General features: G+C 64.2%; 27 protein-coding genes. 15 read left to right on the top strand and 12 right to left on the bottom strand.

Annotated elements, in window-relative coordinates; all coding sequences use genetic code 11:
* The first annotated feature begins 112 nt into the window (after nt 1-112).
* Entirely contained in the window at nt 113-1,468 is a 1,356-nt protein-coding gene (locus ACQP2U_RS29730) for a cytochrome P450 (protein WP_433710494.1), read from the top strand.
* A gap of 146 nt (nt 1,469-1,614) precedes the next feature.
* On the opposite strand, the gene ACQP2U_RS29725 is transcribed toward ACQP2U_RS29730, so the two are convergent.
* Nucleotides 1,615-2,085, bottom strand: coding sequence for an SAM-dependent methyltransferase (locus ACQP2U_RS29725; protein ID WP_433710493.1), 471 nt, complete (start codon nt 2,083-2,085; stop codon nt 1,615-1,617).
* Between the two features lie 18 nt (nt 2,086-2,103).
* A complete protein-coding gene (locus tag ACQP2U_RS29720; protein WP_433710492.1) occupies nt 2,104-3,369 on the bottom strand; it encodes a helix-turn-helix domain-containing protein in 1,266 nt (421 codons plus the stop codon).
* Nucleotides 3,370-3,706: 337 nt separating this feature from the next.
* On the opposite strand from ACQP2U_RS29720, the gene ACQP2U_RS29715 reads away from it, so the two are divergent.
* Entirely contained in the window at nt 3,707-4,192 is a 486-nt protein-coding gene (locus tag ACQP2U_RS29715) for a DNA-directed RNA polymerase subunit beta (protein ID WP_433710491.1), read from the top strand.
* A gap of 81 nt (nt 4,193-4,273) precedes the next feature.
* Here ACQP2U_RS29715 and ACQP2U_RS29710 read toward each other — a convergent pair whose 3' ends face one another.
* On the bottom strand, nt 4,274-4,405 hold the full coding sequence (locus tag ACQP2U_RS29710; RefSeq protein ID WP_433710490.1) for a hypothetical protein: 132 nt from the start codon (nt 4,403-4,405) through the stop codon (nt 4,274-4,276).
* A 32-nt stretch (nt 4,406-4,437) separates the two neighbouring features.
* On the opposite strand from ACQP2U_RS29710, the gene ACQP2U_RS29705 reads away from it, so the two are divergent.
* The 4 genes from ACQP2U_RS29705 (at nt 4,438) to ACQP2U_RS29690 (ending at nt 6,835) form a co-directional block, all read left to right on the top strand.
* A complete protein-coding gene (locus tag ACQP2U_RS29705) occupies nt 4,438-4,773 on the top strand; it encodes a hypothetical protein (protein WP_433710489.1) in 336 nt (111 codons plus the stop codon).
* Nucleotides 4,766-4,984, top strand: a complete 219-nt coding sequence (locus ACQP2U_RS29700) for a hypothetical protein (protein ID WP_433710488.1) — start codon at nt 4,766-4,768, stop codon at nt 4,982-4,984. Before ACQP2U_RS29705 ends, ACQP2U_RS29700 begins: the two co-directional genes overlap by 8 nt.
* 94 nt (nt 4,985-5,078) lie before the next feature.
* The gene (locus ACQP2U_RS29695; RefSeq protein WP_433710487.1) at nt 5,079-5,585 is read left to right on the top strand and encodes a hypothetical protein; all 507 of its coding nucleotides are present in this window, start codon (nt 5,079-5,081) and stop codon (nt 5,583-5,585) included.
* A 59-nt stretch (nt 5,586-5,644) separates the two neighbouring features.
* Nucleotides 5,645-6,835: a hypothetical protein gene (locus tag ACQP2U_RS29690; protein WP_433710486.1), complete on the top strand. Its 1,191-nt coding sequence runs from the start codon at nt 5,645-5,647 to the stop codon at nt 6,833-6,835.
* A gap of 279 nt (nt 6,836-7,114) precedes the next feature.
* Here ACQP2U_RS29690 and ACQP2U_RS29685 read toward each other — a convergent pair whose 3' ends face one another.
* The 9 genes from ACQP2U_RS29685 to ACQP2U_RS29645 form a co-directional block, all read right to left on the bottom strand.
* Entirely contained in the window at nt 7,115-7,450 is a 336-nt protein-coding gene (locus ACQP2U_RS29685; RefSeq protein WP_433710485.1) for a hypothetical protein, read from the bottom strand.
* Between the two features lie 23 nt (nt 7,451-7,473).
* The gene (locus tag ACQP2U_RS29680; RefSeq protein WP_433716617.1) at nt 7,474-8,208 is read right to left on the bottom strand and encodes an acyl-CoA dehydrogenase family protein; all 735 of its coding nucleotides are present in this window, start codon (nt 8,206-8,208) and stop codon (nt 7,474-7,476) included.
* Between the two features lie 66 nt (nt 8,209-8,274).
* On the bottom strand, nt 8,275-9,363 hold the full coding sequence (locus ACQP2U_RS29675) for an acyl-CoA dehydrogenase family protein (protein ID WP_433716616.1): 1,089 nt from the start codon (nt 9,361-9,363) through the stop codon (nt 8,275-8,277).
* 2 nt (nt 9,364-9,365) lie between these two features.
* Nucleotides 9,366-9,782: a nuclear transport factor 2 family protein gene (locus tag ACQP2U_RS29670; RefSeq protein ID WP_433710484.1), complete on the bottom strand. Its 417-nt coding sequence runs from the start codon at nt 9,780-9,782 to the stop codon at nt 9,366-9,368.
* Nucleotides 9,769-10,986, bottom strand: a complete 1,218-nt coding sequence (locus ACQP2U_RS29665; RefSeq protein ID WP_433710483.1) for an amidohydrolase family protein — start codon at nt 10,984-10,986, stop codon at nt 9,769-9,771. Before ACQP2U_RS29665 ends, ACQP2U_RS29670 begins: the two co-directional genes overlap by 14 nt.
* A gap of 3 nt (nt 10,987-10,989) precedes the next feature.
* Nucleotides 10,990-11,331: a hypothetical protein gene (locus ACQP2U_RS29660; RefSeq protein WP_364342953.1), complete on the bottom strand. Its 342-nt coding sequence runs from the start codon at nt 11,329-11,331 to the stop codon at nt 10,990-10,992.
* The gene (locus tag ACQP2U_RS29655) at nt 11,315-12,583 is read right to left on the bottom strand and encodes an aromatic ring-hydroxylating oxygenase subunit alpha (RefSeq protein ID WP_433710482.1); all 1,269 of its coding nucleotides are present in this window, start codon (nt 12,581-12,583) and stop codon (nt 11,315-11,317) included. The genes ACQP2U_RS29660 and ACQP2U_RS29655 overlap by 17 nt, the downstream gene beginning before the upstream one ends.
* 4 nt (nt 12,584-12,587) lie before the next feature.
* The gene (locus ACQP2U_RS29650) at nt 12,588-13,118 is read right to left on the bottom strand and encodes a carboxymuconolactone decarboxylase family protein (protein WP_396958081.1); all 531 of its coding nucleotides are present in this window, start codon (nt 13,116-13,118) and stop codon (nt 12,588-12,590) included.
* Nucleotides 13,119-13,189: 71 nt separating this feature from the next.
* The gene (locus tag ACQP2U_RS29645) at nt 13,190-13,660 is read right to left on the bottom strand and encodes a pyridoxamine 5'-phosphate oxidase family protein (protein WP_433710481.1); all 471 of its coding nucleotides are present in this window, start codon (nt 13,658-13,660) and stop codon (nt 13,190-13,192) included.
* Nucleotides 13,661-13,767: 107 nt separating this feature from the next.
* Here ACQP2U_RS29645 and ACQP2U_RS29640 point away from each other — a divergent pair, with 107 nt between their 5' ends.
* The 9 genes from ACQP2U_RS29640 to ACQP2U_RS29600 all read left to right on the top strand — a co-directional run bounded on the left by ACQP2U_RS29640 (nt 13,768) and on the right by ACQP2U_RS29600 (nt 21,648).
* On the top strand, nt 13,768-14,076 hold the full coding sequence (locus tag ACQP2U_RS29640; RefSeq protein ID WP_433710480.1) for a hypothetical protein: 309 nt from the start codon (nt 13,768-13,770) through the stop codon (nt 14,074-14,076).
* 40 nt (nt 14,077-14,116) lie between these two features.
* A complete protein-coding gene (locus ACQP2U_RS29635; protein WP_433710479.1) occupies nt 14,117-15,283 on the top strand; it encodes an acyl-CoA dehydrogenase family protein in 1,167 nt (388 codons plus the stop codon).
* Between the two features lie 20 nt (nt 15,284-15,303).
* Nucleotides 15,304-16,071, top strand: a complete 768-nt coding sequence (locus ACQP2U_RS29630) for an SDR family NAD(P)-dependent oxidoreductase (protein ID WP_327100712.1) — start codon at nt 15,304-15,306, stop codon at nt 16,069-16,071.
* Nucleotides 16,071-17,306, top strand: coding sequence for a CaiB/BaiF CoA transferase family protein (locus ACQP2U_RS29625; RefSeq protein WP_433710478.1), 1,236 nt, complete (start codon nt 16,071-16,073; stop codon nt 17,304-17,306). Before ACQP2U_RS29630 ends, ACQP2U_RS29625 begins: the two co-directional genes overlap by 1 nt.
* The gene (locus tag ACQP2U_RS29620; RefSeq protein WP_433710477.1) at nt 17,303-18,133 is read left to right on the top strand and encodes an enoyl-CoA hydratase/isomerase family protein; all 831 of its coding nucleotides are present in this window, start codon (nt 17,303-17,305) and stop codon (nt 18,131-18,133) included. Before ACQP2U_RS29625 ends, ACQP2U_RS29620 begins: the two co-directional genes overlap by 4 nt.
* A complete protein-coding gene (locus ACQP2U_RS29615; RefSeq protein WP_433710476.1) occupies nt 18,126-19,271 on the top strand; it encodes a thiolase family protein in 1,146 nt (381 codons plus the stop codon). Before ACQP2U_RS29620 ends, ACQP2U_RS29615 begins: the two co-directional genes overlap by 8 nt.
* A gap of 11 nt (nt 19,272-19,282) precedes the next feature.
* Entirely contained in the window at nt 19,283-20,431 is a 1,149-nt protein-coding gene (locus tag ACQP2U_RS29610) for an acyl-CoA dehydrogenase family protein (protein ID WP_433710475.1), read from the top strand.
* A gap of 93 nt (nt 20,432-20,524) precedes the next feature.
* Nucleotides 20,525-21,145, top strand: coding sequence for a TetR/AcrR family transcriptional regulator (locus ACQP2U_RS29605; RefSeq protein ID WP_433710474.1), 621 nt, complete (start codon nt 20,525-20,527; stop codon nt 21,143-21,145).
* Between the two features lie 14 nt (nt 21,146-21,159).
* Nucleotides 21,160-21,648, top strand: a complete 489-nt coding sequence (locus ACQP2U_RS29600) for a hypothetical protein (protein WP_433710473.1) — start codon at nt 21,160-21,162, stop codon at nt 21,646-21,648.
* Nucleotides 21,649-21,662 lie beyond the last annotated feature (14 nt).

Genomic DNA, 21,662 nt, shown 5'->3' with positions numbered 1-21,662 from the left:
GCGATGAGAACGCCAGCGGCTTTGCCAGCCGGGACCTGTTGCGGGAGTTGGCCTCCAGTCAAAACCACTGAAAATCAGCCGGGTTCCGAGGAGATCGGTTCTACTATTTGTCATGTCTTCCACCTCCACAGTCAGCGGCCTGCCCCCGATGGTCGCCGGCCGCCTCCGGAATACCAAACATTTTGTCGTCGACCCGATCTCGTTCCTCTCCGACTCCATGACCCACCACGGTGACGTCTTTCGGTTCCAACTGATCAACGGGAGCATGGTCGGGATCACCCATCCCCACCACATCAAGTACGTCTTGCAGGAACGCATGGCGAACTTCACCCGCGAGACCCAGATGTACGACATTATCGAGCCGTTCGTGGGGCGAGGGCTGGCGACCATCGCCGACCACAACCGGTGGAGACGCAACCGGCGCCTCGTCCAACCGGCCTTCCACCACAAGAAGATCAGTGCGCTGAGCGAGATCATGGTGGCCGAGATCGACTCCATGTGTGACGAATGGGCCGAACACGCCCGCGCCGGACGGACGGTCGATATCGGTGAGCAGATGAGCCACCTCACGCTGCGGATCGTGGTGCGGGCGCTGTTCGGATTGGATCCCAACGGCCCGGAGGTCACCGGCTTCGCCCGCGCGACGCAGAAGGTGAACGCCGAGTTGGGGAAGTTCGTGCGAATGCCCTTGGTTCCCTTGAAGTTTCCGACGCCCAGCCATCGCCGTTTCTGGCGCGGGATCGCCGAAATGGATGCCATTGTCTACAAGGTGATCGACGACTTGCGCGACTCCGGCAGCGGTGGGCTGCTGTCTATGCTCATCAACTCCACGGACGCCGATACCAACGAGAAACTCACCGACCTGGAACTGCGTGACGAGGTCGTCACCATGCTCTTCGCCGGTCACGAGACCAGCTCCTCGGCGTTGACGTCGGCCATACTGCTGTTGCAACTGCATCCGGAGGTCCGCCAGCGGCTGCGCGATGACGTTGACAGCGCCTTGACCGGCAGGCATGCCACCCTGGCCGACCTGCCCACGCTGCCCTACAGCAAGCAGGTACTCGAGGAGGTGTTGCGGCTCAAACCGCCGGCATGGATGGGGCAGCGGCGCGCCGCCGAGGACGATGAGATCGGGGGCTACCACATTCCGGCAGGCACTCCGCTGATGTACAGCTTCTACCACGCGCATCGAAACCCCGAGTGTTGGGACCGGCCCGACACCTTCGACCCGGACCGCTTCGCCGCCGACGCGGTCGCCGGCCGTGACCGGAACTTGTGGCTGCCCTTCGGCGCGGGCGGACACCTCTGCATCGGCAACGCATTCGCGATGATGGAGATGCAGCTGGCGCTCTCGACCATAGTCAGCCGGTTCGAGCTGACCATCGACAACCCGGACCTCACACCGATCTCCGCGCTGACCCTCAACACCAAGTTCCCGGTCATCGCGACGGTGACCGAACGGCAATAGCCTGCTCCATCCGCGACGCTTTCCGGGCTGCACGCTGGCGGGGCTACCGGAGTTGGGTTACCGAATCCGGCACGACGGGGACTCAGCACGTGCAGAGACCGGCGTACCGTCACTGTGGGGACGTCAGGGTTATTGCTTTGCCCCGTCTAGAAATAGTCTTTGAGCATCTCGGTTGACCACGGAGCCTGGTGAATCTGTCCACGCGGCCCGAACTCCGCGAACCACGGCTTGATATCCAGCACAGGTGTTCCGTCCACCGCGTCCAACTCGGCTACGTGCAGATCCAAGCCGTCTACGCGGAGCAGTCGAGTACGCGACACCCCGAGCCAGTTGATCCGTCGCATATTGCGGTGGCCAAAGATGCCGACCTTCGGCCATGCGGGGTTGTCGCGGGCGCTGCGTGCACCGAAGTGCAGGTCAGTTGGATCGGTCAAGTGGAACCGGAAGACGATTTCGAGGTGGCTGAACGCGTCCAACCCCTGAACGGACTCTTCGGTGAACCGCGGGTCATCTATGCGGATGATCGCCTCGGTACCTCCCCAGTGATCATCTGTGGGTTCGCGACGACCGCCGACCACGTGGGCGATCGGCGTAACTTCGAACACTTCGTCTGCCATTTGACCTCTGTCCTACATTCAGCTGGCGGCTAGATAGTCTGCAGCGCGCTGATCGATCTCGCTGACTCCCGCGACCTGTCGATACGGCGCCACCGTTGCGCGTATGTCGCGGGCAATCTTGCGGGTGCGACCTGACTGGACGCCGTCCATTGCGTTGAGCGCGGATGTCCATGTGGTGCATGCCTGCTCGAGTTCGCCACTGCGGGCCTGCACGGTGCCGAGGTAGCCAAGGGTTACCGCGTGGGTTCGGGTGAACGTCGAGGCTTTGCGTTTGCGGACGCTGAGCTGGAATTGGTCGGCGGCACCGGCCAGGTCGCCCGAATCGCGTAGTGCGCAAGCGGTTTCGTGAGCAAGGCTCGCTTCGGAGAAGAAGAAGACCCGAGCGGGCTCATGATCGGAGTCGGTAGCGGCTGTGAGGTCGCGCTCGGCTTGGAGCAGGGCTTTTGCGGACTCGGCTTTCTGACCGGCTGCGCTCAATGCTTTGGCGTGCACAACCTTCAGGAGCGCGCGCTCACGTGGGCAAGCGGCTCGGTAGCGGTTGCCGCTCACTGATGCTTCGGCGAGTTGGAGCCCTTGTTGGGGGTGGCCGAGGTCGACGGCTTGGTGTGCCATGGCCCGCAGCACGTGCCCCGTCAGTGGGCCATCGTTTGCTTCGACGGAAAGTTTTGTCGCGGTGGTGAAGTAGCGCTGTGCCACTGCGTGTTCGTCGTTGTCGAACGCCATCCACCCAGCCAGATACGCCAATTCGCCGGCCGCTGTGAACATTTCACGTCGCACAGCTTCGCTGGCGAAGGAGCCGTTCAGATAGCTGGTTACCTCGTTGGTCAGATATTGGGCAACAGCCGTTCGTCCATGACCACCTCCGAGCCGTTGGTCGATCTGGGAGAACAGCGACATCACGTCTCGCACTGCGGTTACGTCGGCTTGGCCCACATGACGGAGGGCCGCGTCTTTTCTCGGTCCGATTGACGCTGCCCCGTCGAGCCATCCGGGAAGTAGCACGGACGCGCTGATAGCTGTGGAGTACCCGACACGTAGAAAAGAGCGCCGTTCCACATCAGCCCTTCCGAGGTTGAGCAAGGTTGCTACCGGGTCTTGGATGCCACCAAAACGCCTTTCGTACCACGCTATGACATCGGGTGTCAGTGAGCGCTTTCCGGTCTCGTAGTAGAAGAGCGCGGACTTGCTGTAGGGGATCTGAGCGGCCAGCGTAGCCAGAGATACCCCAGCGGCTTCGCGGGCCGCTCGGAGCTGCGCGCCGACGATAACGGCGGGACCGTCCATGCCGTCGAATCTAGCGTTTGTGAACGCAGTGTGGATGCCAACCCGTATTTCTCCCGGTACTTCCCATGGTCAGCTAGATGTGCGCCCGGAGAGACAACTCTTCTTCCCTTTCATCAGGGAGTTTGTTTCAGGGGCCGGGCGCACCTTAGCCGTCGCCGTACTGAGGGGGCACGACGTTGAACCCAGAACTACCGCATCGCACGCCGCTCGTAGGCCCGCCTGCCGCGCTCGCTGTTGATGTCCCTGCCGACGTTCTCGATCGGTACCTAGACGCCCTGCGCGAGTGGCAACCCGAGCAAACCCGTACTGACCAACCTGACCAAAGGGCCTAGAACCCATGGACCACATCCCTTTTGGCGATACTCCGGTATCGCGCTGCCACTTCTACCGGCGGGTGTGTGATCTGCCCGCGAATGTCGATCCGCCGCACCTGGGCCGCATCGTCATGAAGGCCGAACACGTGTGGGCGATGGTGCTCCCCGCCCATCTCGGCCAAGCCGTGAAAACCAATATGCAGCAGCGTGGTTCGGACATTGGTCCGATTCTGTCGCATCCGCGCTCGAACCGCTGGGCGTACTTGGTGCGGCCGGACATCCCCGATGACGTGCGCCTGTTCGCCGAAATGTTCCGGCTGAACGTGTCGGTAGTACGAACAGGCGGGACCGTGGCGTTACCGTCGCCCGCCGACCACGCCGCGCAGTTCCGGCGCTGGATCGAACCGCCCCGATGCATGTTCCGGCCGTCTGGGCTTGTGGTGGTCGACGCGATCCGCGCTTGCTCGGCACAGTATCGGCCGGTTAGGCGGTGGGCCGCTCATGTCTGAGTGTGGTTGCGGGCCGTGGATCAAGCTGTCGATGTGCGGTATCGGCAGTACTAACAGCAAGACTGGCGAATTGCCGTCGGTTCAGTGTCCGTCCCGGTTCTGCGTGACCATGGCCCCGCTGATCAACTGGAAGATCGGCGACCATGACGGCGTCATGGCCATGATGCCGCCGTTGCCGTGTGCGTGGATCGGCGTGCGGGTCGTCAATGACATTGAGCGCGATCATACGCGAAGGTGAAGCAGTTATGAACCCAAATCCCCTGGCGTCCAAAGCAATCGGCGTTCTCTCGCTCGATGTGACCGGTCCGCATCGGTTGCGGGATGAACGCGTGATCGCCGAGTTGGCGCAGCGACGCGGCTACACCCTGACCGAGCTGGTCACCATCGGCGATGACACGTTCATGCCGACCACGCTCATTGTCGTGACAGCCCACCGCAGAGGCGCGGCGGCGGTCATCGCGCCAAGCACGGCCCACTTCAACAGCCGTGTGCGGGCTATCACTGTGGTGTGTGACCTGATCACGCCGACCAAGTTCGTGGCCTGCGCGAGCACCGAAAGACGGAAGCCGGATCATGAGTGAGCGGGCTTCCCCGTTACCGGGTGATCCGGACGTGCATTTGTCGGTGTTCCTGCACGGTGCGCGGTTCGACTTCGTGGCTTGCCTCACCGCCGCGTTGATCTTCGTGCACGAGTACCAGGCGCGGCATTACGCCGATGCCGTAACGATCCACCTCGGCGACACCAGCGGTTACCAGCGGCTTCCGTGCGAGCGGCTCTACCTTGGTCCGTGAGATGAGACACTGCCCTGCGGTTTCCGACATGCCAGAGCGTCAACGGAATTTGACCGGGTCGAGAACGAGAAGCGACGGAAGCGGAGGAATCATCGTGGGCAGTGACGAGCAGTTCGGTTTGGATCTCGGCGTTCCGGTCGAGCAGACCGAATGGGGTAAATGGGTTGAGCCGGCCCGGCGCAAAGAGCAGGTCCGGAAGTTTCTGGATCGCGCCGGACTGCGCGCCATTCCGGCAAAGCCATGGCCAGAGGGCGCGCCGGAGTTGACCCAGCTCGATGGTGTTGTCGCTGAGCTGTTTCCGGATCTGGCTACCGCGATGGCTCCCGAGAACGCCGATATAGCAGACGCGTTCATTTGCTTTCTCGGTGAATGCTTCATCGAGTTCACCGGAGCGGAATGGATCGATGCCCCATGGTTCGGCCGTGAATATTCGTTCTACGACCACGTAAATCCCGCGCTGCAATACGGATTCGCTGATGCGGAGGCCGATACCGCGTGGGGTTTGATGAAAGACGTTGCCGGTGGCAACTTTTCCCGCACCGCAGGAATGCTGCGGGAGTTCGCCGACCGGTACGCAGAGGAGCGAGCCGAACGTCACTGACCGATATGTGACTAGCGGCGGCCCAACCCTCCTCTCCTGAGAAAGTCCCATATTCGGGGGTGGATACCGCCATGCCTGGCGACGGCTACGACAGAGACCGCGAAGACTTCAGGAACAACGACCGAGGACGAATCTGGGAGAACGGCACAGACAGATTCTTCCGCGACCGAGAGAACGGCTACGACAAGCCGCCGCAGTCTCGCCAATATTGGACTCCGGAAGGTTACCGCCGCTACGACAAGGAAAGAGTCGACGACAAGGGTCACGTTCGCGGAGTCGAGGATAAATCCGGATCGATGACCGGCGACAACGACAGAAAGGAACTGGAGAAGGACCGATTCCTGCTCGAGCGTGGCATTGTCGACCATCTGGTACTGAGAACCGTTGAGGGTGAACCGAAATCGAAAGAAGTGCGGGAACTGATCGACGGATTGGCCCGAGACTACCCCGACAAGTTCACGCATCAGATCATTTCGCGGTGCGACGCCCGCGAGATTTGGGCGCGGGGCTTGGAACGGGAGCCGAGTCCGCAACTCGAATTGCCTAGCGTCGGCGAGCAAGCACGCCTCCAAAAGGAGCGACAGCGGGAGGCGCGCGAACAGGCAGCACGGGAAGCGCGATTACACGTGCAACCGGCCCAGAAGAAGGAACCTCAGCAGCGGGAACGGGAGAACCCGGCGAAGAGCGAAGCGCTTGAACGAGAACCCCTGGACCCGCACGCCAGAGAAAGCGAGCGGGATAAGACGAAACCGCCCGCTGTCGCCAGCGAACGCCCCGAACCTACACCGAAAGCGAGGGAGGTGCGCGAGCGTGAGGAAGCGCAAGCGCGGGAGATGGTCGATCGCCTCGGCGGCTACCTCAGCGACCCACAGAAAGAACAAGTGCTAGCCGTACTGAGGCAAGAGCGAGACAACGAACGCAAAGACATAGCCCTCGAGCTGAAACCCCCACGCGGGCAAGAACCCCCGACGCCACCACCCATACCGCAACGAACGCCGCAGCACGAACATGAAAACGCCCTGACGCGCGCTATACAGGAACGCAACAACGCTAGAGCAGCAGCGAAAGAGGCTGGGCTGTCGCGGGAGATCATGGGCATTCTGGGGCTCAACAGCGACGACCCACCCAAGATGATCGACGTTGACCACGCGGGCATGCACGCCGAATCGGAACGGGAACACTCAATACACCAGAAGCGCGAACGCGAACGCTCCGAGCGGGAACGAGAAGGCCGACACCGGAGCGGTTAACGTGTCCACGCGAAAGTGCCGACCTCGCCGACTGGGTGACACTGCTCGCCGGTACCGGTTTACGTCGTAGTCAGGCCCTCGGATTGTTGTGGTCGGATATCGACCTGGCGGGCCGCGCGCTGCGGAGAACGGGCAAGCTTGTGCGGGTCAAGGGGCAGGGATTGGTGCGGGTTGTCGGCGACGATTATCCCAAGAATCGGCAGGGCGCTATCGCCCTGCCGACTTCGTGGTGGAGATGCGCAGCGGCGTCGCAAGGATTCGGCAGCGCGAAAACCCGCGTCACCACCGAGCAAGCCCGATCTGAGACTCCTCCGTATTCGTTCGGACAGTTTCCGATACGACGGTGATCACGGCCGTGACCTGGTCCAGTTCGCGAGGTATCACACCGCCGAAATGGATCAGGTCGGGCGCGATTACCGCGTCCGCGTTCATCTTCCGGGCCAGCGCGACAAGTTGCGTCACCGGATTGTCGGTCTTGGCGCTGAAGGCAACGGTTTTGGTGAGGTTGTAGCCGAGGCGCCCGGCTAGGCTCCGGATCTGGGTTTCGTCCCACCCTTGCCGTATTCCGGATACATCGCTGCGGAGATAGCCGATCGCGGTTGGAGCGAATTTCATGGCAGGTGCCTCGGGGGATTGGTTTACAGATGAACCAGGCGCGGTGCCGCGCCGGAGGTGCGGATACGGGTGCCCGCCTCACGGGTGAGTTCCCTTGTGCTGCCGAACAATCCGTCCAGGATCAGCACGCGGCGGATATGCCGCTGTAGGTCGTGTTCGGCGGTGAAGCCGATACCGCCGAGCGTCTGCTGACAGTGTCGAGCCGCGATCAGCGCCGCGCGTCCGGCTGCGGCTTTGGCCAGCAGGGCGCCGAAGTCGTCGTTGGCGGCCGTGAGTGTGGCCTCGGCGCCTTCGATGGCGACCAGCGTCTCGGCGAGGCGGTGTCGGATCGCTTGGAATGATGCGACTGGGCGCCCGAATTGCTTGCGGTCCAGAGCATGTCGGCGAGCCAGCGCCAGCATCGCGCGGCTACTGCCGAGCATCCACCAGGCCAGGGCGCGACGACCGGCCGCCACTCCGACAGCGTTTCCGGTTCGTACCGGGTGCAGGGGGAGTTCCTCGTCCACTGTGGTGCCGGGGTGATCGGTGCGTTCCCAGACCACCCACGTCCCGCCCGCGAATGGCAGCGGGTGCGTGGCGCCGAGCGGCTTACCGGTGGCGTGGGCGATGACGTCGTTGAGCAGCGGCGCGTGAGCGCCGGTCTCGCCCAACAGGCGGAACACCAAAGGTATTGCTACGTCCGGTATTTCGGTGAGCAGGTCGGGCCAACCGAGGTCGGTCAGCGCCCGATCGAGCTGCTGACCCGACGTCGCCGTCATCGTCTTTCGCAGTGTGTCGGTGAGCAGCTCGAGCTCGGCAGTATCGGTATCGATGCTGGTCACGGCTTACTCCTTGCCCAGGTCGAGCAGACGGCGCGCGATGATATTGCGCTGGATCTCGGCCGTGCCGCCGTAGATGGTGGCCGCGCGCGAATAGAGGAATTCGGTGCGTAATTCGGGATCGGTCAGCTCTACCGAGCCGGGCAGCACGTCGCGAATGGTGTCGAACAGTTGCTGTTCGGCGCTCGCCAGCAGCACCTTGTCGATCGAGGTTTCCGGTCCGAGGTGCGCACCGGCCGCCAGTCGCTGCTGGGTCAGCCGGGAGCGGCAGCGCAACGTATGCAATGCCAGATAAGCGGCACCGAGGTCGGCATCGTCGACCACCGTGGCCGCCGCCGCCAATCGATCGAGCCGGGTGAAAAGATAAGCGCCCCGGTGCCAGAAGCAGGTGGAGCGCTCATGCGGGAGCAGATCCATCGCGACCCGCCAGCCATCACCGGGCCGCCCGAGCATGCGGTCGCCGGGCACCACGACATCGTCGAAATACACCTCGGCGAATTCGTCGACGCCGTGCATGGTGCGCAGCGGACGTACGGTGATACCGGGGGAGTCCATATCGAGGAAGAACGCGGTGATCCCGTCGTGCCCGGGGGCGGTACGGGCCAGCAGTACACAGCGCGCCGAATACTGGGCGAGGCTGGTCCACACCTTCTGGCCGTTGACCACCCAATCAGCGCCGCGCGCGACGGCTTTCGTTGTCAGCGAGGCGAGGTCGCTGCCCGAGCCCGGCTCCGAGAAGCCCTGACACCACTGCTCACGCCCCGAAAGCAGCAACGGCACCATTTCCGCCGCCAACTCCGGGCCCGCATACGAAATCATCGTGGGCGCAAGCACTTCGACCATCGAATAGAGTCCGGGCTCGGCCAGGTCACGGGTGGCGACCTCCTCACCGAGTATCGCGCGGAGCATGGCGGGCCCGCCGAGACCACCGACCGCGGCGGGCCAGCCGTAGCGCATCCAGTCCGCGTCGAAGAGGGCTCGACGCACGCGGGCCAATTGCGCGACCTGACCGTCCAGCGAATGATCCGGACCGGGGGACAGATCGTGCTCGTCCAGCCAGGCCCGCACGCCGGACCGGAATTCGGACACGTCCATGGTCATCCGCGTGTGTTCTCGAAGGCGTGTGGGATACCCGAATCGTGCACACCGCTGCGGCGGATGAAGGTCATTCGGCGCGTTTTCAGCCGCCACCCGTCCGCGGTCCGCACGATGCTGTCGGTGTAGTAGCCGATGCGCATATCGTGAGTGCTGTGGTCGATGAAGCACAGCGTCTGGGTGCCAGCGGCCGTGTCGCCATCTATATCGAGAACCGGTGTGCCGGTGAGGAAAAGCCCCTTCGGCGCGGCCGCGACCAGATCCGGGAACAGGTCGAGGGTGTAGGTGTCACCGAATGCGCTGTAGGTGCCGTCGGGGGTGAATACCGCGAGCAGGCCATCGATATCGCCCTTGGTGATCGTCACCGCGTAGCGGGCCAGCAGCTGCTGGATCTCCAGCAGATCATCATTTCTGGACATGGACCTTGCCGCCTTTCATGACGAACCGCACGTTCTGGGTGACGGTGATATCGCGCACCGGATCTCCCGGCACGGCGATGATGTCGGCCAGTTGTCCCTCGGCCAGCCGTCCACGGTCGGTGACATCGATCAATTCGGCCGCGCGCACGGTGGCCGCCCGCAGCACATCGATCGGGCTGAGGCCGCGTTCGACCAATGCCACCAATTCGTCGGCATTGCGGCCGTGCGGAATCGCTGGTGCATCGGTGCCGACGGCGATCTTCACCCCGGCCTCGTAGGCCGCTCGCACCGACGTGCGCGCCTTCGGGAACATCTCGGCCGCCTTGGCCTGCAAGGCCGGGTCCGCCTTGGACACATCCATCGCATCGGCGAGCCGGGTGGTCGGCACCAACCAGGTGCCCGCCGCCACCATCATCTTGATCGCCTCGTCGTCGATGAGGAATCCGTGCTCGATGCAGTCGATTCCGGCCTCGACGGCATGTTTGACCGCCTCCGCCCCGTGCGTGTGCGCGGCGACCTTGAGCCCGCGCCGGTGCGCCTCGTCGACGATCGCGCGCAGCTCCTCATCCGAATAGTGTTGTGCCCCAGGGGCTCCGGTGAGCGACATGACGCCACCGGAGACACAGATCTTGATCAGCTGCGCGCCGTGCTTGATCTGGTATCGCACCGCCTTGCGCACCTCGTCGACGCCATTGGCGATGCCCTCCTCGAGGGTCAGCTTCAGCACGTCGGGCGCGAAGGCGGAGAACATGGTCGGATCCAGGTGGCCGCCGGTGGGGGTGATCGCATGTCCTGCCGGGACGACGCGCGGGCCCTCGATCCAGCCCGCGTCGATCGCCTTGCCGAGCGCGACATCCAGCAGGTAGCCGCCGGTCTTCACGAACAGTCCGAGATTGCGCACGGTGGTGAACCCGGCCCGCAGCGTGCGGCGGGCATTGCCCACCGCACGCAGCATGCGCAGTGCCGGATCGTCTTTCACACTGGAGGCCAGGCCGGTCTCGCCGCGACCGCCCATGAGGAGGTTGACCTCCATATCCATCAGGCCGGGCAGTAGCACGACGTCACCGAGATCGATGATCTCGTCGGTGTCGTCCGTGCTCGCGCCGACGCCGACGATCCGATCGCCGTCGATGCGAACGATGCCGGGTCGGATTATCTCGCCGGTGTCGATATCGAGTAGACCGGCCGCCTTCAGTGTCAGCATGGGTTAGACCACCGGCTCCTTGATGACGTCGAGGTAGGCGGCGCCGGAGTCGGGCACTCGCGGTTGCTTCCACACCTCGATCGGGAAAGACACCATCACCAGCGACTGCAGCAGGTGGAACAGGTGCCGGGCATCATCTGGCAGCTCGGACAACTCGAACTTGTCGCAGTAGTCCAGCGCCGCCTGCAGGCGCGGGAAGACGGTGTCGTACAGGTCCTGCATCTCCGCCATCGAGGAGGCCAGCCGCTTGGCGTAACGCTCGGGCTCGGTGGCCAGGATCCAGCCCGAAAACCGGTCCAGGTCGGCGAATTCGGCGGGCAGCGCCTTCTCAGTTGTTTCGGGCATCGCGGTACTCCTTGACGATCTTCTGGACGGTGAGGTGCAGGTGGCGCAGCAGCACCTCCTGGTCGTTGAGCGGGAATTCGGTGATCACACCGGTCTCGAGCATGGTCTGGGTCGCTTCGAGGGTGTTGGCGTCCTGCAGCGCGTATTCCTTGAATGTGACCGCCGCCAGCTCCTTGCCGAGGCGTTCCCGCGCGCTCTTCGACGGCACGAAGTACAGATTCGCCTCGAAGATGTGCTTGTTCACCGCGGTCGGCCAGTAGTGGTAGGTCAGATACCAACCCGGCGCCCAGATCAGGATGCCGAAGTTGGGGAAGACCTCGAATTCGTCGACGCCCCAGGCCTTGTGGCCCGCGGGATTGACACCTGACGGCAGCGGATCCAGGCCCTCGATATCGGGCCGCTCCCACGGACCGAACAGGCCGCTGCGCAGTTCCCGTTCGATCGGCTTGACCATATTGATGTCCTTCGGCGGGGCCATACCGCCCCACGAGGACACCATCGAATGCGGGGTCCAGCACTCGTAGTGCAGTGCCTCGAAGCCGACATTGAGCAGCTTATCGGCCTCGTCCTTGACCGCCTGCTTCATATGCAGCACCGGCGCGTGGTAGAACTCGGCGAAGGCATCGATGAACAGTTTCCAGTTGCTGCCGATCTCGGCCTTGTAGCTGTAGACCTCGGTCATCTCGTGGAAGGGGTAGCCCTCCAGGCCTTTCGCCCATGCACCGAGATATCCCTCCAATGGCTGGGCGTTGTCGTCGAGGTTGACGAAGATGAAGCCCTCCCACACCTCGCAGCGCACGGCCTTGAGCCCGAACTTGCTCTTGTCGAGGTCGAAGAACTCCTTCTCCTGCTGGACGAAGGTGGCCTCGCCCTCGAGGGTGTATCGCCAGGCGTGATATTTGCAGGTGAACTGTCGGCAGCTCCCGGCGGTCTCCTCGCCGGGGAAGTCGTCCCAGACCAGTTTGTTGCCGCGGTGCCTGCAGATGTTGTAGTAGGCCCGCACCTGCTGATCGTGGTCCTTGACGATGATCAGCGAAGCGTTGACGCAGGCCAGCTCCCTGGTGAAATAGCTGCCGACACGGGGCAACCGCTCGACCCGGCCGACATTGAGCCAGCTCTTTTTGAAGATGGCTTCCTGCTCGTCCTTGTAGAACTGGGGATCGGTCGAGTCGGTGAAGTCGACGACCTCGGTGCCGAGTTCGGGATAGTTTTCCGTCCAGCTGCCCGCCGTCGGTTTGGTGAAGTATGGCAAGGGATTACCTTTCAGGGTCGGGCTGTACGCCGAAGGTGTTGAGCGCGATGGCCAGCAGGATGTAGCCGCCGACCGTGAAAACCAGGTCCATGCGCTGCTTTTCATCGAGTCGTTCGGCAAGTGCCGCCCAGGTCTGGTCGGACAGTTCGGATTTGTCGTCGAGTTCGTCGACGGCGGTGAGGACGAGGCGGTCGAAGTCGTCGGCGGCCTCACCGCGGGTGACGGCCTCGATCTCGTCGAGGGTCAGTCCGGCCTCCTGGCCGAACTGCAGATGATGAGCCCACTCGTAGGCGCAGCCGCGCCGGTGGGCGACCCGCAGAATCGTCAACTCGCGCACCCGGGGCGGCAGTGTGGACCGGAACAGCAGGTAGACGCTGAATCCGAGGTAGGCCTCGGTCAGATCGGGGTGCCGGGCCAGTGGCCCCATCGCTGGGCCCGCTCCTTCCGCATTGCGGATCGCGCGCGGCAGCAGCGTCTTGAAGGCATCGCGGGTCCGATCGTCCCATTGGTCCGCGGGCAACGGCGGCAGACGCACGCCTGTCCTCCTCTCATGAGAATCAGATTCTCCAAAACTGAAGACTAGATTTCCATGGACGTCTGCGATAGTCAACGTCGGCGTGGTAACCGGGCGAAATCCCAGCTGATGATGTGGTCCGGCGTCAGTCGCAGCCAGCCGTGGCGGCCGTCGTAGCGAAATGGCCGCCCGCCCATGTACTTGTCGGCGAACAGCCGCTCCGGTTCGGTGAGGTCCTCGACCGGTGCGCCGGTGCGCGGCGTTTCGCCGACCACTTCGACGCGTCCGCGCAGTTCGACGCCGCACAACTGCAGGAAGTCGGTGCCACCGTCATCGACGATCGCGCTGATCCGTGGATCGCGGGTGATATCGGTCCATCGCTGGCTGCGCACCAGCGAGTTGAGCCATAAGGCCGTGCCGTCCCAAGCGAACCACAGGGGGCTCGTATGCGGATGTCCGCCGGGGCCGATGGTGGCGACCCGGCAGATCGGCTGGTTCTGCAGGAAGGTGTCGCGTTCGGTGGCGGTCATCGCGATGGCCCGTGCTCGTCGCTGTTCAGTCATGCCTATTTCCGATCAGATGTTGATTCTCCTATATTGAGAATATAGTTTTCAGATAGAGAGAGCGTTATGGCTGGAGAGGTCAGCCCGAGTGGAAAGGAGTCTCACCCATGACGGCGCCGATTCGTCCCGGTGAACAGTTCGCCAGCACCGTATGCGGCACGCGGGTGGTGGTGGTCCGCGCCCCGGCCGACGCTCGGCCGGACATCGCGTGCGGTGGCGCGCCGATGGTTCCCGCGGCCGCTGCCCCGCCCGCGAAATCAGCTGGGGCGGATGCGGTCACCTTGATCGGGAAGCGCTATGTCGACGCCGCGGAGACCGTTGAACTGCTGTGCACCAGTTCCGGCACCGGCGAGCTGACCTGCAATGGGGCCGCGATGACACTGAAGGCCGCCAAAGCGCTGCCTGCCTCCGACTGAAAGGGGTTGCCCCGTGCACGACGACACGAACGTCGGAGGCATGAATTTCGAACTCACCGAGGATCAGCAGCTGATTCGCGGCACGGTCGCCGAACTGTGCCGCAAGTTCGACGACCAGTACTGGATGGAAAAGGATCAGGCGCACGAATTCCCGACGGAGTTCTACAACGCCATCGCCGAGGGCGGCTGGCTGGGCATCACCATCCCCGAGGAATACGGAGGACACGGGTTGGGCATCACCGAGGCCACGCTGCTGGCCGAGGAGGTGTCACGATCGGGCGGCGGTATGAATGCCGCGAGCTCGATTCATATGTCGATCTTCGGCATGCATCCGGTGGTCGTACACGGGTCCGCGGAGTTGAAACAGCGGACGCTGCCGCGCATCGCCAGCGGTGATCTGCACGTCTGCTTCGGCGTCACCGAACCCGGCGCGGGTCTGGACACCACCCACATCACCACCTTCGCGCGTCGCGATGGCGACCACTATGTCGTCAATGGTCGCAAGGTGTGGATCTCCAAAGCGATGGAGTCGGAGAAGATCCTGCTGCTGACCCGGACCCAGCGCTATGACGAGGTCACCAAGAAGACCGACGGCATGACGCTGTTCCTCACCGACCTCGATCGCGCGCACGTCGATATCCGGCCGATCGCGAAGATGGGGCGCAATGCCGTCACCTCCAACGAGGTGTTCATCGACGGACTACACATCCCGGTTGAGGATCGAGTGGGGGAGGAGGGCAAGGGATTCAGCTATCTGCTCGACGGCCTGAATCCCGAGCGCATGCTGATCGCCGCCGAGGCACTCGGGCTCGGCAGGGTCGCGCTCGACCGGGCCACGAAATACGCCAAGGAGCGGGTGGTATTCGGCAGACCGATCGGCATGAATCAGGGCATCCAATTCCCGCTGGCCGATTCGCTGGCCCACCTGGATGCCGCGGAGTTGGTGCTGCGCAAGGCAACCTGGCTCTACGACAACGGACAGCCGTGCGGACGCGAGGCCAATACCGCCAAATACCTATGCGCCGATGCGGGATTCACCGCGGCCGACCGGGCACTGCAGACCCACGGCGGCATGGGTTACGCCGAGGAATACAACGTGGCCCGCTATTTCCGGGAGGCCCGCGTCATGCGGATCGCCCCGATCAGCCAGGAAATGATTCTGAACTACCTGGGCTCCCACACGCTGGGCCTACCCAGAAGCTATTAGCAGAGGCAGGAAATTACCGAATGGCAGCCAAGAACGGACTTTTCGAGCTGACCGGGCGGGCCGCGATGGTCACCGGCGCGGCAGGCGGCATCGGCTCCGCGGTGGCGCAGGCTCTCGCGGCGCAGGGGGCCGCGGTGCTGGTCACCGATGTCGACGCGGATGCGGCCGCGGCCGTCGCCGAGAAGATCACCGGAAACGGTGGCAGTGCGGCGAGTTTCGCCCTCGATGTGTCCGATCGGGCGGCCGCCGATGCCGCCGCGGCCAAGGCGGCCGAATTAGCCGGTGGCACCCTGCATATCGTGGTGAACAATGCCGGGGTCACCGATCCGCACATGTTCGCCGATACCAGCGTCGACTCGATGCGGCGACTGTTCGAGATCCACACGCTGGGCACCTTCAACTGCTCGCAGGCGGCCTTACCGTACCTGCCGACCGACGGCACCGGGCGCATCATCAACGTCACCTCATCGGCCGGATTGGTCGGCACGCTGGGGCAGGTCAATTACTCCGCGGCCAAGGCGGCCATCATCGGCATCACCAAATCCCTGGCTCGCGAATTGGCGCGCAAGAACATCCTGGTGAATGCGCTCGCCCCGCTGGCGGCCACGCCGATGACCGAAACCATTCGCACCGGCGACAAGTTCGCGGCGCAGATGCTGAATCGAATTCCCTTGCGGCGCTGGGCCGATCCGGCGGAGGTGGCCGGCGCCTTCGTCTTCCTCGCCTCCGATGCCGCCTCGTTCGTCACCGGGCAGGTGCTGCCGGTGGACGGCGGCATGGTGATGTGATGCCGGGTACGGCGCAGGCGGGACCGTTGGCGGGGATTACCGTCGTCACCCTGGAACAGGCGGTGTCGGCGCCGATGTGCACCCGCACACTCGCCGATTTCGGTGCCCGGGTGATCAAGATCGAAAATCCGGACGGCGGCGACTTCGCCCGGTATTACGACGATGTGGTCGAGGGACAGGCCGCGCATTTCGTCTGGGTCAACCGCGGCAAGGAATCGGTGACGCTGGATCTGAAAACGCCTGCGGGCGTCGCGATTCTGCATCGCCTGCTGGATCGGGCCGAGGTTCTGGTGTCGAATTTGGCGCCTGGTGCGACCGACCGGCTCGGTCTGGCACCGGCGGATCTGGCCGCGCGGCACCCAGAGCTGATCGCGGTATCGATCGACGGATTCGGTTCGGGCGGACCGCTGTCCCACAAACGCGCCTACGACCTGCTCGTGCAGGCCGAATCGGGAGTGTGCTCGGTCACCGGATATCCGGATGCCCCGGCGAAACCGGGCCCGCCGATGGCCGATGTCATCACGGGACAGTATGCGGCGCTGTCGATTCTGGCATCGATGTGCGGACGTCAGCGTCGGGCATCCGATGCGGGCGCGACGATCGCGGTCAGCCTGTTCGACACCATGGCCGATGTCATGGGCTATCACCTCACCTATGCCCGGCACTCCGGCATCGATATGCAACCGCTGGGGATGAGCTCCGCGGCGGTCGCACCCTACGGCGCCTACCGCACCGCGGACGGGCAGACCGTGGTGCTCGGCACCACCAACGATCGGGAGTGGCAGCGGTTGGCCCGCGACATCATCGACCGCCCCGACCTGGCCGACGACGCGGGCCTGCGCACCAATCCGGACCGTTGTCAACGGCGCGACATTCTCGATCAGGCCATCGGATCCTGGTGCGCCCGACACGATCTCGCACATATTCAGCAGCTCGCGGACGCGGCTGGAATCGGCAACTCGCGCTACAACCTGCCCAGCGAGGTCATCGCGCACCCGCAATTGTCGGCCCGCGATCGCTGGCGCACTATCGATACCCCCTCCGGTCCGATCCCGTCGCTGCTGCCACCGGCCATTGTCGACGGTTTCGACCCGCCGATGGGTGCGGTCCCCGGTCTGGGTGAGCACACCGACGCGGTGCTGTCCGAAATCGGCTGCGGTAGCGCGGAAATCGATGAGCTCCGGGCGGCGGGTGCGATCGGCCCGGCCTATCGGCAACCCGCGGAGCGGGGATGATGAGGTCGCTGCTGACCGAGGATCGTGACGGCGTACGAACCTTGATCCTGAACCGGCCACATCGCAAGAATGCGATCGATGCCGAACTGTGGCACGCGCTGGCGGATGCGCTGCGGGCGGCCGCGGCCGATCGCACTGTGCGAGCGCTGGTGCTCACCGGGGCCGGTGGCGCGTTCTGTTCCGGCGCGGACATTTCGGTGCCCGATAACGCGCATCCGGTGTATCGCATGCGCGCGTTGACCGATGTGGCGTTGCTACTGCACGAACTGCCATTGCCGACGGTCGCGAAGGTGACCGGTGTCGCCGTCGGCGGTGGATGGAATCTGGCGCTCGGCTGCGATTTGGTGGTGGCCACGCCAGAGTCCCGTTTCTCACAGATCTTCGCCCGTCGCGGGCTATCGCTGGATCTGGGTGGTTCTTCCTGGTTACTACCGAAACTGGTTGGGCTGCAACAGGCCAAGCGGTTGGCATTGCTGGGCGAGATGATTGATGCCGAACAGGCGCGAGACTTGAATCTGGTGACGTGGGTGGTGCCTGCGCACGAAATCGACACTTACGTCACCGATCTGGCCACGCGGCTGGCGGCAGGCCCACCGGTGGCCCTTGCCCAGACCAAGGCACTGCTCAATGCCGATCACACCTTGCGCGAGGCACTCGCCGGGGAGGCCGCCGCCCAGGGCCTCAATTTCGCCACCGCGGACGCCCCGGAGGCATTCGCGGCCTTCGCCGAGAAGCGGGAACCGCAGTTCGACGGTCGCTGGACCGTGCACAGACCACCGATCCGCGGCGCGGACCGGTCCGAAAAGGGGAGTACAGCAGATGCGTGAGGTAGTGATCGCCGCAGCGGTGCGGACCGCGGTCGGCAAACGCAATGGCGGATTGTCGGGTACGCATCCGGCCGATTTGTCAGCAATTGTGCTCAATGCCCTGGCGGGCCGCGCGGGCATCGACCCGGCGGTCATCGATGACGTCATCTGGGGTTGTGTCTCCCAAGTCGGCGATCAGTCCAGCAATATCGGGCGCTACGCGGTGCTCGCCGCGGGCTGGCCGGAAACCATCCCGGGCACCACGGTGAACCGGGCCTGCGGATCCAGCCAGCAGGCCCTGGATTTCGCCGCGCAGGCGGTGGCCTCCGGTGCGCAGGAGGTCGTGGTCGCGGGCGGCGTCGAGGTGATGAGTCGGGTGCCGCTGGGCGCCGCGCGCGCCGACGGCATGCCGTATGGTCCCAAAGCTATTGCGCGCTATGACGATTTCTCGTTCAACCAAGGCATCTCCGCCGAATTGATCGCGCAGAAATGGGGTTTCGACCGCACCCGGCTCGATGAGTTCTCGGTGCTCTCGCACGAACGGGCCGCCGCCGCGCGGAACCGCGGCGCGTTCGAGGAGCAGATCGTGGCCGTCGCAACCGATTCCGGGACAGTGATCGCAGACGAGGGCATCCGACCAGGCAGCAGGGTCGAGAAACTGGCCGGGTTGAAACCCGCCTTCCAAGCCGATGGCGTCATCCATGCCGGTAACTCGTCGCAGATCTCCGACGGCGCCGCCGCGCTGTTGGTGACGACTGCGGAAAAGGCGCGCGAGCTGGGGCTGACGCCGCTGGTGCGGTATCGGGCCGGTGCGGTCGCCGGTGCCGATCCGGTGCTCATGCTGACCGCTCCGATTCCGGCCACCGAGAAGGTATTGCGCAAGGCGGGTATCGGTCTGTCGGAGGTTGGTGTCTTCGAGGTGAACGAGGCATTCGCGCCGGTCCCGCTGGCCTGGCTGGCCGAAACCGGCGCCGACCCTGAGCTGCTCAATCCGCTGGGCGGCGCGATCGCCTTGGGCCACCCGCTCGGCGGCTCCGGAGCCGTATTGATGACCCGAATGATCCACCATATGCGCGACAACGGAATTCGCTACGGCCTGCAGACCATGTGTGAGGGCGGCGGCACCGCCAACGCCACCGTCGTCGAACTCGTGCACTGAAGGAGCCGACCGTGCGCCGAGACATTTTCACCCGAGACCACGAGGCGTTCCGGCAGCTGGCCCGCGAATTCATCGATAAGGAGGTGGTGCCGCACTACCCGGATTGGGAGCGGGCCGGACAGATGCCGCGCGAAATCTTCGAGCGGATGGGCGAACTCGGCTTACTCGGCACCGCGATTCCGGAGGAGTACGGGGGCGGTGGCGTACCGGACTATCGGTTCAATGCCGTGCTGCAGGAGGAGGCCTACCGCGCGCTCGTCACGCTCAGTACCGTCCGCACCCAGATCGACGTGATCCTGCCCTACTTCTTGGAGTACGCCGATGCCGAACAGCGCGATCGCTGGTTTCCGGGTCTGGCCAGCGGCAAGCTGCTGACCGCGATCGCCATGACCGAGCCGGGCACCGGCTCGGATCTGGCCGGTGTGCGGACCACGGCGGTTCGCGATGGCGAGGAGTACATACTCAACGGCGCAAAGACATTCATCACCGGTGGTCTGCTCGCGGACCTGGTGATCGTGGTGGCCCGCACCTCGTCCGATCCGGACAACCGGCGCGCGGGCCTGAGCCTGATCGTGGTGGAAAGCGGCCGAACCGGATTCACCAAGGGCCGGGTCCTGGACAAGCTGGGCTGCAAGGTGCAGGACACGGTGGAGCTGGCCTTCGACACTGTGCGTGTCCCGGTGGCGAACCGGCTCGGTGCCGAGGGACAGGCCTTCGCCTATCTCGGCCACAATCTCGCGCAGGAGCGGATCACGGTGGCCGTTGGCTCAGTGGCGCAGGCCAGGTCCGCGATCGCCGCGACCATCGAATATGTGCGCCAGCGCAAGGTTTTCGGCCAGCCGGTGGCGGCGTACCAGAACACGAAATTCGAGCTGGCCGCGCTGTCGACGGAGGTGGAGGCGGCTCAGACCATGGTCGATCGGGCGGTGCTGGAATTGGTCGAGGGGCAGCTCTCGGGTGCCGATGCCGCGCGGGTCAAGCTGTTCTGCACCGAAGTGCAGGCGCGGGTGGTGGATCGCTGCTTACAACTGTTCGGTGGTTACGGCTACATGACGGAATATCCCATCGCCCGGCTCTACGCCGATGCGCGTGTCGCTCGCATTTATGCCGGTACCAGTGAGGTGATGAAAATGATCATAGCCAAATCAATCGGGCTGTGATCCAGCGCGAAAATCGGGCGGCCTGAGACCCTTGTCACAGTCTCGAAACCAACCTACTGTGGCTTCAGTAGGTTGATCGAACGAAGGAGTTCGGTGTCCGATCCGGAAACCGGTAGCCCGCGGCCATATGAGACATTGCTGGCCAAAGGCGAGCACCGCAAGCTGCAGATTCTCGCCGTCGCACAGCGACTGCTCACGCGCAACGGCTGGCGTAATACGACGCTGGCGCGGATCGCGCGGGAGGCCGGGGTCAGTACGGCTGGGGTGCTCCATCACTTCGAGTCCAAGGAGCAGCTGCTGCATGCGGTACTCGAGGCTCGCGACACCGATGACGAACTTCACACCGACCGCCGACGCGATCTGATCGAGCAGCTCGAAAACGTCGTCGACCGGTTCCGGCGCTCGCCGGATCTGGTCGGCATGTTCACCGTGCTGCTCGTCGAGAATCTCGATCCGGATGCGCCGCTGCACGATCGCCTGCTCGGTCGGTACCGAGCCGCCGTCGCCACCATTGCCGGCGGCATCCGACGCGGCCAGCGCGCGGGCCGGTACCGCACCGATTTGGACCCTGCCGTCAAGGCTGTGGAGATAGTCGCATTTCTGAACGGGATGGAAACCTCATGGCTGCTCGACCCCTCGATACCACTGAACCGGGTCTTCACGGAGTACGTCCGCTCGCTCGAGCGCGAGCTCATGCCCGCAAGCACCCGCTGAGATATCGGCTGGCGGTGATCGCCCCCGATGTCGCCGATGTGGTGCGGTACTCAGGTGGCTGGCTGTTCGATCGGGCGATGGCCGGGTGGGAGGTGACCGTCTGCGTGGGCGACCCCACCGATATTCGACCGCTGCGCATCCTCGGGGCGACCGTGCTGGACCTGGAGAGTTCGCTGTCATCGCTATCGGATGCGGGCGTATGGCCGAACGGAATGGCCATTGCCGCAAAGGTTTTCGAATCGGATCCGCGGGTCCGCCAAGGGGTGCTGCGGAATATCGAGGATCGGTCGTTCGAGGTGACGGTCTGGGGTGCCGCCTGTCCGAGCGAACTCGACTGCCGGACAGAGGGAGTGCAGCACCGGCTGAGCGTAGCCGCGTGCGCCTTCAAGGCGCGGGCATTGGCGGCGCTGGGACAACCGGTCGACGTGCTCGAGGACGTGGAGATCTTCCGCTGCAGTGAAACTCAGGATCGCCTGGCGGCAGATCTTCTTCCCGTTGGCTGAGTGGCGCTGAAATG

The sequence above is a fragment of the Nocardia sp. CA-084685 genome (genome assembly GCF_050955785.1).
Taxonomy (GTDB): domain Bacteria; phylum Actinomycetota; class Actinomycetes; order Mycobacteriales; family Mycobacteriaceae; genus Nocardia.
This window is presented reverse-complemented; position numbering and strand designations above follow the sequence as displayed.